Annotated in this window: 19 protein-coding genes and 4 pseudogenes; all 23 read right to left on the reverse strand. The window is 48.4% G+C overall.

Going from position 1 to position 16,542, the window contains the following annotated elements:
- Positions 1-75 (reverse strand): annotated as a pseudogene (locus DWY84_RS18055) (XRE family transcriptional regulator); the annotation flags it as partial.
- Positions 76-356: 281 nt separating this feature from the next.
- A complete protein-coding gene (locus DWY84_RS07225; RefSeq protein ID WP_002605633.1) occupies positions 357-1,967 on the reverse strand; it encodes a recombinase family protein in 1,611 nt (536 codons plus the stop codon).
- A 100-nt stretch (positions 1,968-2,067) separates the two neighbouring features.
- Complete coding sequence (locus DWY84_RS07230; protein ID WP_002605634.1) at positions 2,068-2,250, reverse strand: transposon-encoded TnpW family protein; 183 nt, start codon at positions 2,248-2,250, stop codon at positions 2,068-2,070.
- Positions 2,247-3,104 carry an ATP-binding protein gene (locus DWY84_RS07235; protein ID WP_002605635.1) on the reverse strand — a complete coding sequence of 286 codons (858 nt, stop codon included), beginning with the start codon at positions 3,102-3,104 and terminating at the stop codon, positions 2,247-2,249. The genes DWY84_RS07230 and DWY84_RS07235 overlap by 4 nt, the downstream gene beginning before the upstream one ends.
- Complete coding sequence (locus DWY84_RS07240) at positions 3,101-3,859, reverse strand: phage replisome organizer N-terminal domain-containing protein (protein ID WP_002605636.1); 759 nt, start codon at positions 3,857-3,859, stop codon at positions 3,101-3,103. The genes DWY84_RS07235 and DWY84_RS07240 overlap by 4 nt, the downstream gene beginning before the upstream one ends.
- Positions 3,849-4,040 (reverse strand): hypothetical protein, encoded by a 192-nt coding sequence (locus tag DWY84_RS07245; RefSeq protein ID WP_006058351.1) that lies wholly within the window; start codon positions 4,038-4,040, stop codon positions 3,849-3,851. Before DWY84_RS07245 ends, DWY84_RS07240 begins: the two co-directional genes overlap by 11 nt.
- Before the next feature lie 186 nt (positions 4,041-4,226).
- The gene (locus DWY84_RS07255; protein WP_002602093.1) at positions 4,227-5,849 is read right to left on the reverse strand and encodes a relaxase/mobilization nuclease domain-containing protein; all 1,623 of its coding nucleotides are present in this window, start codon (positions 5,847-5,849) and stop codon (positions 4,227-4,229) included.
- Complete coding sequence (locus tag DWY84_RS07260) at positions 5,821-6,219, reverse strand: plasmid mobilization relaxosome protein MobC (protein WP_002602094.1); 399 nt, start codon at positions 6,217-6,219, stop codon at positions 5,821-5,823. Before DWY84_RS07260 ends, DWY84_RS07255 begins: the two co-directional genes overlap by 29 nt.
- Positions 6,220-6,752: 533 nt before the next feature.
- On the reverse strand, positions 6,753-6,956 hold the full coding sequence (locus tag DWY84_RS07265) for a helix-turn-helix domain-containing protein (RefSeq protein WP_002602095.1): 204 nt from the start codon (positions 6,954-6,956) through the stop codon (positions 6,753-6,755).
- Positions 6,946-7,392: a sigma-70 family RNA polymerase sigma factor gene (locus DWY84_RS07270; protein WP_002602096.1), complete on the reverse strand. Its 447-nt coding sequence runs from the start codon at positions 7,390-7,392 to the stop codon at positions 6,946-6,948. The genes DWY84_RS07265 and DWY84_RS07270 overlap by 11 nt, the downstream gene beginning before the upstream one ends.
- 204 nt (positions 7,393-7,596) lie before the next feature.
- Positions 7,597-8,364, reverse strand: coding sequence for a class I SAM-dependent methyltransferase (locus DWY84_RS07275; protein ID WP_002602097.1), 768 nt, complete (start codon positions 8,362-8,364; stop codon positions 7,597-7,599).
- A 323-nt stretch (positions 8,365-8,687) separates the two neighbouring features.
- Positions 8,688-9,032 (reverse strand): helix-turn-helix transcriptional regulator, encoded by a 345-nt coding sequence (locus tag DWY84_RS07280; protein WP_002602098.1) that lies wholly within the window; start codon positions 9,030-9,032, stop codon positions 8,688-8,690.
- 81 nt (positions 9,033-9,113) lie between these two features.
- Entirely contained in the window at positions 9,114-11,033 is a 1,920-nt protein-coding gene (tet(32), locus tag DWY84_RS07285) for a tetracycline resistance ribosomal protection protein Tet(32) (RefSeq protein ID WP_002602099.1), read from the reverse strand.
- 362 nt (positions 11,034-11,395) lie between these two features.
- Positions 11,396-11,617, reverse strand: a pseudogene (locus DWY84_RS18060) (phosphotransferase); the annotation flags it as partial.
- A 263-nt stretch (positions 11,618-11,880) separates the two neighbouring features.
- Positions 11,881-12,009: pseudogene (locus DWY84_RS07295) on the reverse strand (Maff2 family protein); the annotation flags it as partial.
- An 83-nt stretch (positions 12,010-12,092) separates the two neighbouring features.
- Entirely contained in the window at positions 12,093-12,485 is a 393-nt protein-coding gene (locus tag DWY84_RS07300) for a helix-turn-helix transcriptional regulator (protein ID WP_002304334.1), read from the reverse strand.
- A gap of 5 nt (positions 12,486-12,490) precedes the next feature.
- Positions 12,491-12,811: a hypothetical protein gene (locus DWY84_RS07305; RefSeq protein WP_002304332.1), complete on the reverse strand. Its 321-nt coding sequence runs from the start codon at positions 12,809-12,811 to the stop codon at positions 12,491-12,493.
- Positions 12,812-12,823: 12 nt separating this feature from the next.
- Positions 12,824-13,627: pseudogene (locus DWY84_RS07310) on the reverse strand (TraG/TraD/VirD4 family protein); the annotation flags it as partial.
- A 95-nt stretch (positions 13,628-13,722) separates the two neighbouring features.
- Positions 13,723-14,088, reverse strand: coding sequence for a hypothetical protein (locus DWY84_RS07315; RefSeq protein ID WP_014080225.1), 366 nt, complete (start codon positions 14,086-14,088; stop codon positions 13,723-13,725).
- Between the two features lie 77 nt (positions 14,089-14,165).
- On the reverse strand, positions 14,166-14,360 hold the full coding sequence (locus DWY84_RS07320; RefSeq protein ID WP_005933543.1) for a transposon-encoded TnpW family protein: 195 nt from the start codon (positions 14,358-14,360) through the stop codon (positions 14,166-14,168).
- 43 nt (positions 14,361-14,403) lie between these two features.
- A complete protein-coding gene (locus tag DWY84_RS07325) occupies positions 14,404-15,267 on the reverse strand; it encodes an ATP-binding protein (RefSeq protein WP_005933545.1) in 864 nt (287 codons plus the stop codon).
- Positions 15,264-16,013 carry a phage replisome organizer N-terminal domain-containing protein gene (locus DWY84_RS07330; protein WP_118531995.1) on the reverse strand — a complete coding sequence of 250 codons (750 nt, stop codon included), beginning with the start codon at positions 16,011-16,013 and terminating at the stop codon, positions 15,264-15,266. The genes DWY84_RS07325 and DWY84_RS07330 overlap by 4 nt, the downstream gene beginning before the upstream one ends.
- Positions 16,014-16,126: 113 nt before the next feature.
- The gene (locus tag DWY84_RS07335) at positions 16,127-16,525 is read right to left on the reverse strand and encodes a cysteine-rich VLP domain-containing protein (protein ID WP_118531996.1); all 399 of its coding nucleotides are present in this window, start codon (positions 16,523-16,525) and stop codon (positions 16,127-16,129) included.
- Between the last annotated feature and the right edge of the window lie 17 nt (positions 16,526-16,542).

Consider the following 16,542-nt stretch of genomic DNA (forward strand, 5'->3'; position numbering starts at 1 on the left):
AGCAAGCCTTAAATCTTCTTTTCTCATATCACGCTCTAACAGTGTATGCCAGAGTGGTTTATAGCTGATGTGCATATTGCTTTCCCGCCTTCCTATCCATACCACCGGGGCGGCTGCCCCGGCAGGAACTTTTCTCTTATTATAGCACCAATCTTGTGAAATCACAATTTATTCTTGTGGACTGCCGCTGATACCGTCTGGATTGTGCTTTTCCTTTCTTTTTGTTCCCTTTAATTAGCCATGAACTGCTTCATGCCCTGGGACTTTGCTGATGTGTGATAAAGAAGTAGTAGAAGTGTAAAAAATTTTGCCGTTCCTATCCGGCGTTTGCGCATTGCGCCGGATAGGTCGGGCGGTCATTCGGGCAGGTCTACCTTGCCAACGAAAGAGTAATAAATATCAATGTCCTGTCTGCGTGTGCCGTTCTCGTCATAGCTGCACTCATGCACAACGATTTTCTCCACAAACTCACGCAAAAGGGTAGGGGTAAGTTCTTCAAAGCTGGTGTACTTGCGGACAACATTCATAAACTTTTCTGCGTTTACCGTGGCTTCCTGCGCTTTGGAAAGCTCTGCCCGGATAGCGGCGGCTCTCTCTTTCAGTTCTTTCTGCTCGGCTTCATAGTCTGCCGACAGCTCCGTGAAACGCTCGTCTGAAATGCGCCCGGTCACGCTGTCCTCATACAGCCGCTTGAAGATAGCGGATAACTCGCTGATACGCTTCTCGGCGGCTTCCAGCTCCTTTTTCCTTGCGGCGTTCCTGCGCTTGCCCCCGTCCTCGTTCTGCTCGATCAGCAGCTTCATAAACCGGGCTTCGTGCTTCGCTGCATAGCTGGTGACTTTCCGCAGATTGTCGGTCACTCCGGCGGTCAACAGGTCGGTGCGGATAAAGTGCGCCGTACAGTCACGGGTACGCTTCTTGTAGCTCCCGCAGATATAACAATCCTGCTTGCGGGTGGCGTTCTGGTAACGCTGCTGGTAAAGGACGCTGCCGCAGTCGGCACAAAAGAGTATGCCGGAGAATAAGCCCACTTCATCATAGCGGTTCGGGCGTTTGCGCTGCTTGCGTAACTCCTGCACACGCTCCCACATCTGGGTGTCAATGATAGGCTCATGGTGGTTCTCGAAAATCGCCTGTTTCTCAATGGGGTTCTCTACGCTGTGCTTGGTCTTGTAGGACGGCTTCTCCGTCTTGAAGTTTACCAGACAGCCCGTGTACTCCCTGTTTTCAAGGATATGTACCACGGTATTGGTCGCCCACTTGCACTCATAGCCGGGGTGGTAGCGGCGGGTGCTTCCCGTCCGACGGTATTCCAGCGTTCCCGGCGTGGGGATCTCCTGCTCTGTGAGCATACGGGCTATCTTGGTCGGCCCGTTCCCGGCAAGGCACAAGCTGTAAATCTGCCGCACAACAGGGGCGGCTTCCCCGTCAATGATAAAATTTTCGTCCTCGTCCATAAAGTAGCCGTATACGGGTTTGCTCGTGACGGGCTTCCCGCTCATACCCTTAGACCGTTTTACTGCTTTGATTTTCTTGCTCGTATCTCTCACCAGCCATTCGTTAAAAATGTTCCGCAGAGGGGCAAAATCATTGTCGCCCTGTGCGCTGTCCACTCCGTCATTGATAGCGATAAAGCGGACGCCTTTCTGTGGGAAAATCATTTCCGTATACATTCCCACTTGCAGATAGTTTCGCCCTAACCGTGACATATCCTTGACGATAACGGTGCCGACTTTTCCGGCTTCAATGTCCGCAAGCATGGCTTGAAAACCGGGTCTTTGGAAGTTCGCCCCAGAATAACCGTCATCTGTGTACCATTGCAGATTGGAAAAGCCGTTCTGCTTCGCATAGGTTTCAAGAATACGCTTCTGGTTTGAAATAGAATTGCTCTCACCTTGCAGCTCGTCCTCGTGGGATAATCTCGGATAAAGGGCGGTAATAAGGTTTCGGGTGGTCTGTCTTAACATAGTGTCCTCCATTTCCGACAGCCAGCCCCACTATTCCGTATGACTATCATACCACACGCCGGGGCTGGCTGTACAGTCCTTTCTGCTTCTTTACGTCCCGTCAAATTGCCGATTTTTGTGTAGCAGCTTCCGCTTCCAGCACTTTCAGCATTTTATCGGCGGCGGTGGCGGTGGTGTCCTGCTTGAAATAGCCGGAAACGACAAGGACAGAATTACCTATGCGGATTTCCGTCACGCAATCCGGGCGGCGGGTGCTGCGGTCATTCTTTGGGGTGTTGGTCATAGGCGGCTCTCCTTTCTGTTCATCAGCTTTTTCAGTTGTCCCATTTTCTCCTGCGCCGTGGCTTTTCGGAAGTTGCTCCCGGTAAAGCGGACAGGAGAACACATTTCAATCAGACGGTCATAAATGCGGGCGTGGGCGGTGTCCTCCGGGTGCTGCAAGTCCTCCAGCGTGAGATTAGTCGTGACGATCAGCGGCCTGCCGCTGCGGTAACGGCTGTCAATCACGTTGTAGACCTGCTCTAAGCCGTATTCCGTTCCCCGTTCCATTCCAAAATCGTCAAGGATAAGCAGCGGGAAGCTGCAAAGTCGGGAGATATATTCATTCCTGCCCTCAAAGCTGGCGGCAAGGTCACCCAATATCAATGCAAAGTTTGTCATGCACACGGGGATTTCACGCTCCATAAGGGCATTTGCGATACAGCCCGCAAAATAGCTCTTGCCTGTGCCAACGCCGCCCCATAGCAGATAGCCAATGTTGCGCTCTTTCATGGTTTCCCAGTTCTCCACATAGAAATGGGCGTGTTCCATTTGCGGGCACTTGCCGTTGTCGTTCTCAAACGTCCAGCCCTGCATAGCCGGGTCTGTAAAGCCCCGCCGCTTCAACCGCTCGACAGTTTCAAGGTGACTGCGCTGTTTCTCTGCGGCTTCCCGTTCCTCACGCTCTGCCCGCTGGCAGTCACATTCTGCCGGGTGGCGGTCACGCCCCAGCCATGCGGCGGTTTCTTTGGGGAAATAGCCCTCTTTGGGCTTGTGGCACTTCCCGCAGTATAAAAGCCCGTCCTCGCCGGTGTAGTCCTCCGGCTCCGGCGTGGTGTCGGTCATATTCAAAATCATTTCATCAAATCCATTCGTCATAAGCTCTCGCCCTCCTTACAGGTATAATCGGGTATGCCCTTTTTCGGGGCTTTCTTGGCTGCGTCCTCCTGCGCCCACTTGAAAATCGTGGCTGCATGGCTCTTGTATTTCCTCCCGCTGGAAGCGATATGGCAGGATAGGCGGTCAATGTAATACTCCCACTTGCCGGGAAGCTCTGTTTTCAGCCCGTCAAGCTCCGTATCGGAAAGAATGACATTGTGGTATCTGCCATAGGCGGCGGGGGCGGGGTGTCCCGTTTCTAACTCTCTCTCTTTTTCTATTTCTATATCTATCTCTTTCTCTATCTCTATCTCTGGTGGACAAATGTCCGCTCGATATGGTGGACATTTGTCCGCCCCTGTCTGCGGCAGGGCTTTTTGTTCCTGCAAAGCCAGCCGCGCCCTGCGCTTGCGCTCCCCCTCGGTAGAGGACTGGCCGATTAAAAGCTCAATGTTGCTCATGTAGAGTGCGCCGCTTGGCAAAGGCTCCACAAGCCCCAGCTTCATAAAGATTTTCAAAGCTCTCTCTACGGTACCTACCTGCTGGCGGGTAATGGTCGCAATCATCTGGGCGGTGTAGGGGATATTCTCGTCAAGCTGCAATTTCCCGCCGTTTTTCAGCGATTTCAAGTACAGCTTCAAGAGAATGTTGGAATAGATAACGCCGTCCTGCATACTTTCCAGCAGAACGATTGCATCATCGTCAAAATAGCTCTCTTTCAGCTTGAGGTAGTAATATTTGCGGTTATCTGCCATAGGCTGCGTCCTCCTTTTTCCAGCGTTTGGAATAATAGCGAGGGCATAGTATGATAACCGCCCGGAAGCTCTGTTTGCAGTCACGGGTGCAGCCCCGGCATAGGTCGTTGTAAGTGATACGGTTGCGGTGGTTGAGGAAGAAAGACCATTCCAGCCGCCGCTTCTTGCTCATTCTCGGCAATGGTAAGCTCCTTTCTGCCGTTCCTATCGGTGTAGCGGGATAGGGGGCATTTTCTGTATGTTCTCGGTATCATTTTCGGGCTTTTTCTGCCCTGTAAGCCCCGTTTGGAAGTCGGGGAGTATTGCGGTAAGGGTTCATATCATACCTGTATTTTTGTAGGGTTTCGGTATCATTTCGGGGCGGTCTTTAACGCTCCTGTTCACGCTTTTTCTGCTGGCTCGGTGCGCCCCTTAAAATCTGGTCGATATTGCGTCTGACTGTCTGAAGCTCCTGCGCCCGCTGGCGTTTCTCCCGGTAGTCGTTATATCCGGCGTTCTTCTGGACGGTAAGCTGCTCAATCTCCCTTTGCAGGGCTTTGCTGGCTGGCAGCTTGGTTATTCCATGCTCCCGGAAATAACGGGCGGCTGTGTCCGCTATGATAAAATCGCTTTCGTGCTGTTCCCGGTAGGCTCTCCGGGCTTTCTCCGATTTCTGCGCTTTCAGACCGTCACGGGCGGGCTTCGTGCCGATATAGCCCAAAAGGTTGCGCTGCAATTCCTTTTTCTCCCGGATAGCGGCTTCCAGCCCTTTCAGTCCGGCAAGGCTCTCCTGCGTGGCGGTGTTGGCTGCGGAAATGGCAGCGTCCAGCTCGTCCGGGGAAGAAAAGCCATACTGCTGGTAGAGCATGAGGGTAGCCGACATCTGTTTGAGGTTGTGCATGGTCGCCCACTTCTCATAGCCCCGTCCTTTCCCCTCGGCTCGCTTGGCGGCTATGTCTACCATGCGCTGTACAGCGTCATTGTTCGGGGCGTTTTTCGCTTCTTTTTTCGTCCGTAAGCGGTCTTTGATACTGCCGGGGTATTCCGCTATGGCTGCGGGTTTTTCGGCGGCTCTGGCGGCGTTCTGCTCCAAAACGGAGAGGACAGCAGCCCGGTCAAAATCGTCCCCCAGCTTCCGGGCGGTAATTGGCTTCGTCCTGTCCGGCGTGAGGTAACTTAGCCGCCCCCGGCTCTCCTTGACGGTCACACCATGCCGGAGAAGCAGGGCGGCAAACTCATCAAAGCCGGAAGCAGCGGCAAGGGCTTCCCGGATAGTCCGGCGCAGCTTCGCCTTATCCGTTTCAAACTTGGTCTGCCGGGGCGCGATACCGTCCGCAGCAATAGGGGCGTTGGCTCTGTCAAGGGCAGCCTGTCCTTTCTTCTGCGCCCAATACTCACGCTCGGTAATGCGTTCTTTGCTGCCGTTCAAAAGGTCTATCTGGTAAAGCCCCTCGCTGTGGCACATCTCCATGACTTCGGCTTTCAGATAGTTCATAGCTGCGTCCGTACAGCGGTGCTTGCAGCCTGCTTTCCTGTCCGCTGGCCTGTCCATGTGGGGCAGCATGGGAACCTCCGCAATCCGCAGACTGTTAATGACGATATGCACATGGATATTTTCGGTGTGGCTGTGTCCGTCCGGGTGGGTGCAGACAAGGGCCTGGTGTCCGGGGAAATGCTCGGCGCAGAACTTCTCGCCCAGCTCCTGCGCCCGATCAACGGTCAAGCCGTTGTCCGGGCCGTCCCGTGGGTCAAAGCTGATGATGTAGTGGTGGCTCTTTACGTCCTCCCGTTTCTGGTTCTTGCCGTAGCGGAGATTGGAGCGCATACAGGCAACGGCAAAATCCTCCCCGCCACAATTCAGAGAGGATATGCGGTAGTCTACCCTCGGTATGAGCCGCCCGTCTGCGTCAAGGGTGGGCTTCATGGTAAACTCGTCATGCTCGAATGTGAGGTATTTTTCAGCGTCCCCGTAGTTGGCATTTTTAGAGCTGATATGTTTGAGTATCGCCAACGGCTTCACCTACTTTCTGCAAGACTTCAAACTTCAAGGCGGCAAGGTCGGCGGCGGCTCCCCGCACTTCCTTTTCCAGCCCCCGGTAGGGGCTTCCGTATTCGTTCAGGCTCCGGGCAATCTGGTTTAAGTTGCCGCCGATTTTCCCGTACTCTGCCGTGAGCTTGGAGAGGGCGGCAAGCAGCCCGTCATTGACCGGGGAAACGGTGACAATGGGGCGTATGGTCGCTTTCCGTATGGCTTGCCGGATAAACTCGGACTGGCTGATTTCATAAGCCGCCAGCCGCCCGGTGAAGTCGGCGTATTCTTCATCGGTCATGCGGGTCTTTACCACATGACGGCGGTGGGGCGTATTGTATTTCTTTCGCATGGTCTGTGACCTCCTTTCTCGCCCGACAGGGCGCATAGCAGGGTTTGGGGAAGGCACTCCCCAACAAGATTCCCGCAGGGGCAAAAATAAGCGGAGAGCGAATTTTGGCACCTCGGTAGAATCTTGCTCTGAAAAACTCCGGCGTTCCCCGGCTCCCGTCCTTTCCGCTAACAAAACGTTTCAAAAGGGCTTTGCTACCCGCTATTCCGGCTTATCTTGAAAATTTTCCTTTCACTACCTACAACACCACGCAAAGCAAAATGGACGGAGATTTTTAGAATTTCCCCTCTATTCCCTACAACACCACGCAAGCCGGAATAGGCGGACAATGGCAGTATTTTTTTCTTTGATACCCTCTACGGATAAGTAAGGGATTTTGCCAACTGCGGCGGCTATTTTCCCTTTTGTTTTTTCATACTGGGGATTTTCAAAAATGCCAAACAGGAACGAAAAAAAGCAGCAAATCTGTTGAATAGATTTACTGCTTTCTGGTTGCCGGCGAAGCGGCGGTTATTCAGTTGTAGGCGGTAGGGCTATCTCCCAAAGCGGAACTTGAAAATAGCTGTGAGAAGCGTCTGGGTGATGTAGTCCTCTGTATCTTGGTCTACCCGTCCATTCACACGGGCGGCACATTGTATGCGGCGGCGGTAATACTGCAATACAGTTCCCACCGCTTCCGGCTCCCCGCTGGCGGCTTGGACGATTGTTTCATAGGGGAGAAGCCTATTATTTCTCATATGCCATTCCCTCCATTTCCGCTTGGAGCTGCCGTAGGGCTTTTCGGATATGGTAGCCCGCTGTGCTGCGGCTGCGCCCGTACTGTCTGCCAATTTCGTGCTGTGGAATACGCTTGAAAAAGGACAGGTAAATCATTTCCCGCTCCCGTTCGTCCAGCCGTGACAGGGCTTCCGCAAGTAAACCGCTGCTGAAAATGACCGTATCGCCGCAAAGGGTAAGTATGTATTCCTCGTCCGGCTCCGGGGCTTGGAAATATTCATCTGTCGTGCCTAAAGGGTAGTGCTTTTCGTCTGTGAGGTATTCAAGGGATATTTCTCTTTTGTGCTTCCTGCTCCGTGTCCTCGCTGCGTTGATCGTTGCATTTCGGATAACGACTTTGCAAAAGGCATGGAAAGTGTACTCGATATGTTCCCGATATTCTTCTGTACAGGTCATGGAAAATCCCCCTTTCCTCCCAAAAGGGCTGTGGCTGGTTAGTAGTTGCTTTTTATGATAGTAAGGGGCGGCAGCACTTTAGGCTGTCGCTCCTTGACTGCCTAACTGCAAAACCGGGCGGGGCTGTCAACGGCGGGCGAAGCCCGTTCATCTTGACCGTTGACTGGCTCGGCCGGGTTTGCTATTTATCCGGCAAACTTGAATTTATTTTAAGCTATCACGTTTTACCTTTTTAAGCCTTACTATCATTACCATAGGAATTTCTTTATTGTTTTTGAAACATTCTTCATAAAATCCATCAATGACAAATCCAGCTCTGAAACAAAGGTTAAAAATATCTTGTATGGAACGATGATAATAAATCTGCTCCTCCGGCTGCCCTTCGATCGCTATATCATAGTAACTGTGCGGTGTCATATATTTTTCAGTCAATGTGATAAAACAAGGGTGCTGCGTTGCAAAGACAAAAATCCCGTTTTCCTCCAATAGTTCATAAACAGCCATAAAAAGCGGTTCAATATCCGTAATATCCATAATTGCCATATTAGAAACTGCTTTCGTAAAGGCTCGATTTCTTTTTAATCCTAATAAGCTTTCTCTATTGGTCGCATCCGCTACGCAAAACTCAATTTGTTTTGCATATTGTGATCGCCGTCTTTTAGCCAATTCTATCATTTTTTTGCTGTAATCAAAAGCGACGACCGAAGCGCCTCTCTGTGCAAGATACGAAGAATAATTTCCATTGCCGCACGCAATATCCAAAATGTAATCCGAAGGATCAGGAGAGAGAAGTTCCGTTACTTTGGGACGTACTACCTCTCTGTGAAATTCATTGGATTCGTCACCCATTGCATCATCCCAAAATTGTGCGTTTTTCTCCCAGATCTTTTTGCTTTCCTCTGTTCCCATGTTCTCTCCCACTCCCAAAATTTGCCTTTTTGCTTCCATTAAATCTTCCTTACTATATTCCATTGTTACCCTCCATAACTTCTGATTGTTGCCGTCTTGACTATTATGTATCTTTTCTTTCCAAAATGGTATAGGCTTTTATTTTTATAATGCTGCAAAACTTTTCTTCTGTAAGGTATTCAAAGGATATTTCCCTTTGCCGCCGCTATTGGAAAGCCAAAAGCAGCGGCTTTTTTACGCGATATGACCGAAAAGACTAGAAAGCAGGATATGTCATCATTTGTCATTTCTTCTCAATGTAATAACTGCATGGCATATCAAGCCAAATACAAGAGAAAAACAGCCACCGCCAAATAGTGATGCTCCCCACCCTGCACCCGACATTGTCATAAAACCGCCAACAAAGAAAATACCAATGCCAAGAAATATCCCGACACCATAAAAAAGTCCAATTGCCATATCATACTTATTAAATTGTCGTTTCTCTTTTTTTCACATGTTTCCATTTTTGTTATTACCTCCTTCGCAAAATCGTCCATGTGGACTCCAAAAAGAAAACAAATTTTTTTCAACGTATTTAAATCGGGTTCATTAACATCTCTCTCCCAATTCGATAGCGCCTGCCGGGTAACATTCAATTTCCCAGCCAGTTCTTCCTGTGTCATTCCCGATTGTGTTCGCAGATGACGTATTTGCTTTCCTGTTGTAATATCCGTCTGTTTCTGGTTCAAAATGGTTCCTCCTCTCTGATGCTGATTTTATCAATGATATTTCGCAATAGCCAGCAATGAACGTTTGCATTGCGCAAGATGTTACATTATCTTCTGAAACATATGCCGGATCTTGTCTAAACGGCTGTTCGGGCGGCGTGGCTGAAACACAGGCTCGCCGGAAGTTTCCTGATACCCTTTTAATTCTGTAATGCAGACACTTCTTCCATTTGTATAAAAATTCAAATCATTTCTATATTCACCAATACAACGGGCAGGGATTTCCCCCTTAAAAATAACTTCATCTTTTTCAAGTCTGGTTGATTCAATGATTGCGCAATACTTTGGTGCGTCATTATAAGCCCGTGAAAGATATTCCTGCGGTGCAAAAAGGGTAAAGGAAAGGTATGGTTCCAACAGTTGTGTTCCTGCTTTTTTCAATGCCTGCTCCAACACGACAGGCGCAAGAAAACGAAAATCAGCGGGGGTGCTGACCGGGCTGTAATAAACTCCATAATCAAAACAAATTTGGCAGTCTGTCACTCCCCAGCCATATAAGCCCTGCTCCATTCCATAACGCACACCCTCCATGACGGCATTTTGAAAACTTTGGTTTAAATAGCCGAGAGATACCTCGCTTTTATATTGTGTTCCGCTTCCAACAGGAAGCGGTGTTACAGTCAAACCAATAGATGCCCAAAACGGATTCGGCGGCACTTCAATATGAATCGTGTAGCTCGCTTTTTTTTGCGGTCTTTCCAGATAAATAACCGAAGGCTCTTTCATAGCCACGCCCACATGATATTTTTCTTCTAATAGCGAACAAATAACTTCTAACTGTACTTTTCCCAAAAAAGATAATATAATCTCATGTGTAACAGTATCAATGTCAAAATGCAAAAGAGGGTCTGTATCAGCAATCTCTGTGAGGGCATTTAACAGGGCTTCCCTTTGCTCCGGCTTTTGCGGCTCTACCGTTGTCCGAAGTAATGGCATGGGATTATCAATCCGTGTTTTGTGAGGCAGGAGTTTTTCATTTCCCAGAATGTCGTTCAGTTTCAAAGTATCATCAGCTAAAATAACAATTTCTCCCGGACAGGCATGGTCAACCGGGACGATTTCACCATTTGACGGAATACACATTTCTGTAATCTTTATTTTTTCCTTTTTTGACAGCAGCAGGGTATCCCGTAAATGGAGCGTCCCATGATACAGGCGTAAATAAGAAAGCCGTTTTTTCCGCTCTGTATACTCAACCTTAAAAACATATCCACATAATTCAGACTGAATATCGTCTGTTTCTGTAATGAAAGTTTCTGTAATCGCTTCAATCAGTTTTTCTGTTCCTAAATTGTCTTTTGCACTCCCATGATAAACAGGAAACAAAGAGCAGCATCTGGTTCTTTTGCACTTTTCATATTGTAATTCCTGTATATCCAAAGAATCCTCTGCAACATATCGTTCTAATAGTTCATCGCTTCCGGAAATAATCATATCCCATTTGTCCAAATCAGAAATATCGGTCATGGTTATCTTTGGCGACAGGGAAACCTCCTGCATGACAATCATATCACTGGTAAGTTTATCTTTAATGCTTTGGTAAACACGCCGCAGGTCGATCCCATTTTGGTCTATCTTATTTATAAAGATAATTGTCGGAATGTCCATTTTCTGAAGCGCATGGAATAATATACGGGTTTGTGCCTGTACGCCGTCTTTTGCCGAAATGACTAAAACAGCTCCGTCAAGGACAGATAAAGAGCGGTATGCTTCGGTTAAAAAATCCATATGACCGGGAGTGTCCACGATATTGATTTTATAATCATTCCAGCAAAAAGAAGTAACCGCTGTCTGAATGGTAATTCCGCGCTGCCGTTCCAAAATCATAGTGTCTGTTCTTGTAGTTCCTTTATCCACGTTTCCTTGTTCCGCAATCGCTCCACTGGTGTACAGCAGGCTTTCCGTCAATGTTGTTTTTCCTGCGTCTACATGGGCGAGAATTCCAATATTGATTATTTTCATGTGATTGTCCTCCTTTTACAGCCCCAAAAGGGCATAAAAATCCCCAGCAGTAAAATACTTTTACCACTGGGGATTATAATTTGCGGACATACACATATACAGCATACACCTGTTTGTGATTGCTGTTTTTCGGATATGTCAAAATTGATAAGGCAAAAGTATTCTTAAATTGGGTACAAAAAACCAAGCCCCCACAAAAGGGACTATCATAATCCTTTGTTCCCACTATTTGATTATAGTTTTATTTAAGAATACCTTGCCGCATATTTTTTACTCCTTTTTTGGAATGATGCTATTATATCACATTAGTTTTAGGAAAGAAAGTACCTAAAAGAAATTTTTCTTCCCCTTATATGTAACAATCATACCGACTTTCTGGCGTTCAGAATGGTTTCTGCTGTCTGCTGTGGTGTTTGGTTGGAATTGTCCAGCCAAAAGCCGATCCGTGGTGTTGTCTGCATAAATGTATCGTATAAGGTTTCAACCGTAAAGCCGGAATAGCCTGTTTTCTCCCTGTATCGTTCCCTTCCTTTTATTGTTTCCACATCTGGACAAAGAACGACAACCTCAACAGGGTATTTATGCGGCACAAAAAATATGTACATGTAACTAATTCAACACATTTATAATTTGAATAGGGACATTATAGCATTTACTAAATACAAATTCAATGTATACGGAAATAAAGATATAAGGAGTGGGAAGGATTCCGCCGTAGTCGGCATTGTAGGAAAATCCAAAAGTTTAGATTTTCCCACAATGCTTATCTTTTGGTCTTTGGTTCGGAATAGTGTAGTGCTGGCGGTCTATCTCTTGTTTTCGGTTGCTTGCTTCCTTACCGTACATGAGCATTTGCGCCGGGGTTATCGTTGCCGTAGCCCTCAAGCAGATTGATTGCACCCCAGATGCCAAGACCTGCGCCCAGAGCGATAACGAGAGTCTGAAGAACGGTTACTGCGCTATTGAAAAATGCCATAATATTTTCCTCCTAAAATTTGAAATTGTTTTGAGAATAGAAAAAGCCCTCCGTACTACCGGCATCAAAACCGGACGGAAGGCTTAGTTTACGAGAATCTTTTCAAGGAACTCCTCGACGGTTATCACGCCAAGTTTCTGTTCCATTCTGCTTCTTGCATATTCAGTTTCACAATCATATATATCACCACCACCTTTCATAAGAAACAGCCAATACATTGACTGCAACAAATCTTCACGAGAAGCACAGATTGTCGGTGAAAAAACGACAGGTGAAACCTTCAGAACCTCTGCGAGTTTCGCTGTGGTTTCTGCATTAGGGGTTCGAGCGTTTTTCTCATACTGAGCAATACGGACATCCGCTGTTTTCTCGGAATACCCCATCAGGAGTCCAAGCTCTTTCTGGGTAAGGCGGCGAAATCGTCTAACGAACTTCAATCGCTGCCCAATAGAGGTATCCGTGATCCACCAAGTCATTTTTTTTACACCTCGCTTTCTGCAAATTCTCGATATACAACCTCATTTTTTGCTCTGCGCTTGCCTACGGCTTCACTGGGAGCAAGGTCAGGGTAGGTTGCCTGCACTTTCTGTCTGCTTCTGCGGACAGTTTCAAACCCCGGAAAGCTGCGTCTATCCAGTTCCTTCAAAAACACAGGAACCGTCATGGCATGAATGTCGATGCCACGCAGACCGGAATAGTGTTCCAGTACCATCAGGTACAAATGATTGTCGGTATTTCTTGCCTTGTGGTCGTGTTCCAAGATGTTCTTAACCAGGGCAGATACCGTTTTCAGATTTTCCAAACAGAAACCTCCTTAATCCGCATCGACTACCACAAACTCATCACCTGCCTTGAGCTTCAACCTTCGACTCAGAAACTGCTCAATGTTGAACTCATTTCTCTTATCAAAGTCTGATGTGTACTTATAATTGGGGTGCTGCGTCAGATCGTACTTGTCAGAAAGAAACGGTCTGACACCACGCAACTGCAAAATACACTTGCTGCCATCCAGAACCGCAAGCTCATCTACGCTCGCAAGGTCTTTGCCTAACTTCTGATAATTCAAGCCGTAAGACGGGCTGTTACCTCTGGTGTTGGAGGTGTTGTAGGTGTCGATAGTTTCTTTTCCCAATGCCTGATTCAGTTCTTTGAGCGTGGTTGGCTCAGAACCACCCAGGAAAATTCGGGAATCCATGTTGCCGATGATGGTATCGGCATTGTCTTTATAAATGGCTTTCAGCTGTGATTGTGCCTGGAGAACAAGGCAAGCCGATATTTCACGGCTTCGGATTGTCGCTACCAGTTTTTCCAGATTGGGAATCTGACCGATGTTTGCCATCTCATCAATCAAGCAGCGCACATGAACCGGCAGTCTGCCGCCGTACACATCATCTGCTTTCTCGCACAACAAGTTGAACAGCTGTGTGTAAATCATGGAGATCAAAAAATTAAACGTCGCATCCGTATCTGACATAATCAGAAAGAGCGCCGTTTTCTTATCTCCGAGAGTATCCAACTGCAACTCGTCATAGGCAGTCACATCTCTGACCTCCTGAATATCAAAAGGAGCCAGACGAGCGCCGCAGGAAATCAAAATCGACTTAGCGGTCTTGCCAGAGACAAATTGTCAAGGACTTTTTAATCAAATTCACAAAAAATCTACAAAAAAGGTGCCAGAAGCACTGTATGGCTCCTGACACCTCGTTTGATAGATTACATTTTTCCGTTCAGCAGGTCTTTGCAGAGATACGCATAGTCTGGCAGCTGGTTGATATATGGCTCCCAGAGCCGCTTGATTTCGGCTAACTCCAGCGGGTCGGCTGCTTCCAGTGCATGATCGTTGCCAGTCATATATAAAACATCCGTAGCAACATCATCCAAACACTTGCCGCAGAGATCGGCGGCAGATTCTATCCTGATACCGGTATCCACATAGACTGGATTTACGCCAATCGTCAGCCAGACATAGCCCACCTTGTCCGACCAGAGCAATTCAAAATCAGGGCTTTGCCGCAGATGTTCCGCAAAGACTTCCTTTACTCGCTCAATTTCATGTTTCTCTTTTTCTGTGTAAAGCATTTTCATGTCCTCCTTGACAAAAATTTTGGTGCGTACCATCATCAGTTTAGCACAAGGCGGCTTAGTTTATCAGTCTGTCACATCTGCTGAATTTCATTTTTGAGCATACGCTTGATTTTATCGCTCATGGTTTCTGTGCTGGTATTGCTGAAATGGACATGAACCTTGTAGGTCGTCTTGCCGATTTTCTTTACCATCGCTGGCGTGTTTTCCGGCGCTCTGGCCGCAGCAGCGGCGTCTGCCATCTGCATAGTACGGGGTTCTTTGTTCATAGCGCTCCTTTCTCCGAACGGGTCTGTGCCGCCCGGTAAAAAATCAATCGTGCTTACTGTTTACAATGTCTTTTGCTGCCTGTCGGGTGACACCGGCATTTTCTTCCCGGAAATTCTTCCCGTCAAAGAGGATCGGCGCACACCGTTCCAAAATACGGTCATAGATACGGGCGTGGGCCAGATCAGGCGGATTTTTCAGCTCGGACAGTTTCAAGTTTGTTGTGATAATCATGGGTCTTCGGCTGCGATAGCGGCTGTCGATGACGAAAAACATCTGCTCCATAGCATATTCGGTACTGCGCTCTACACCCAGATCGTCAATGATAAGCAGGTCATATTCGTCAAAGCTGGCAATAAACTCTGACCTGTCCTCAGAGAACATCCCTGTCAGGCGGTTCAGAATGGTGGGGAAGTTCGTCATCAGCACCGGCACATCCTGGTCAAGTAGAGCGTTGGCAATACATCCGGCGAAAAAAGACTTGCCGGTTCCCACATCTCCAAACAGTAAAAGCCCGATATTGCTCTTATATGCCTCTTTCCAGTTCTCCACATAGGCATGAGCCTTGTCCATCAATGGGTTTTGCCTGTTATCATTGGAAAATGTGTAGTCGTACAGATAACGGTCTTGCAGGCCCTGTGCCTTTCGGCGTTTGATACGCTCCATGCGGCGCTGCCGTTCTTCAGCAGCCTTGCGCTGCTCCTCAGCCTCCCGCTGGCACTGGCAGATGCAGTGCGGCATAAAGTAGCCGGATTTCCCGAAGCATGGCACAACGGTCTGCCTCTGGCCGCCGCATTTCTTACAGTGAATGAGCCCGTCTGACGGGTCTATATACTCGTCCTCAGCCAATTCCACACCGGCAGCTGCCTTGTCGATGAATGCCCGGATTTCTGCGGTAATCTCAATCATACAGTTTCATCCTCCTTTACGCTGTAATCCCGGTTGCGTGAGGGTGTGACCGTTTTTTTAGCGTCCTCACCGGCCCAACGCCGGATGGTCGCTGCATGGCTCTGATAACGCTTGCCAGTAGAAGCCATGTACTCGGACAGCTTTTCGATGTACTGTTCCCATACAGCAGGAAAGCTGACCTGCAAGTCTGCCAGTTCTTCATCCGTCAGGAAAACATTCTGGTAACGGCCATAGGTGTGGGAAGGGTGCCCCGTTTCAGGGCGTACCTTCTCTATCTCTCTCTTTATCTCTATCTCTTTCTCTAACTCTATCTCTATCTCTGGTGGACGAATGTCGGACAAATGTCCGCCACTTGTCCGGAGCGCAGAAAGAGCCTTATTTTGAAGCCTTGCAGCCCGCTTTCGCTCGGCCTCGGTAGAGGACTGGCCTATTAAAAGTTCGATGTTGCTCATGTAGAATGTGCCGCTGTCCAGCACTTCCACAAGACCCAGCTTCAAAAAGATCTGCAAGGCTCTCTCCACAGTGCCGATCTGCTGGCGGGTAATGGTGGCGATCATCTGCGCCGTGTAAGGGATGTCCTCGTCAAGCTGGAGCCGCCCGCCGTGTTTCAGGGATTTCAGATACAGCTTGAGCAGGATGTTGGAGTACAGCACACCGTCCGGCATACTTTCCAGCAGCACGATGGAGTCATCGTCAAAATAGTTCTCTTTGAGTTTCAGGTAGTAATATTTTCGGTTGTCTGACATAGGGTTCCTCCTTGGGGATTCTCTTGGGATTCTGTACGCATTTTAAGGCCGTTTTAGGGGGCAGAGGATAAATCTATCAGCCTGCCTTTGACACCTTCGAAAAAAGCCTTGATTTACAAGAGTTTTTCAGCCTCTAAAGCGTGACATTTCTCCCGTTGTTTCCGCTTGCGCTTTGCGGCGTTGATCCGCTTCATGCGTGCGGCACATTCCGGGCAGTATTTAGCCCGGTTAGAACCGGGGGTAAACAGCGCCCCGCATACGGCGCATTTCTTAGCATTCAGCCGGTGGAACAGCGCCGTTTCCAGTTCCTTATCCTGCGGCAATACCGCCGCCCGAAACCACCTGCACAACAGGGAGTAGGAAATGGACTGGACACAGATACATTCCTCCCCATCGTCCAGGGCGATACAGTTTCCGGCAATGTAGTTGCAGCACTCATGCACCAGTTTCCGCGCTCTGCGGTACTGGCGGTAATCCATGACGGGGATAGGTTCAGACTTATTGTTCTTCATAAATGATTTCTTTCATA

The sequence above is a fragment of the Clostridium sp. AF27-2AA genome, assembly GCF_003478505.1.
In the GTDB taxonomy this organism is placed as follows: Bacteria; Bacillota; Clostridia; order Lachnospirales; family Lachnospiraceae; genus Brotaphodocola.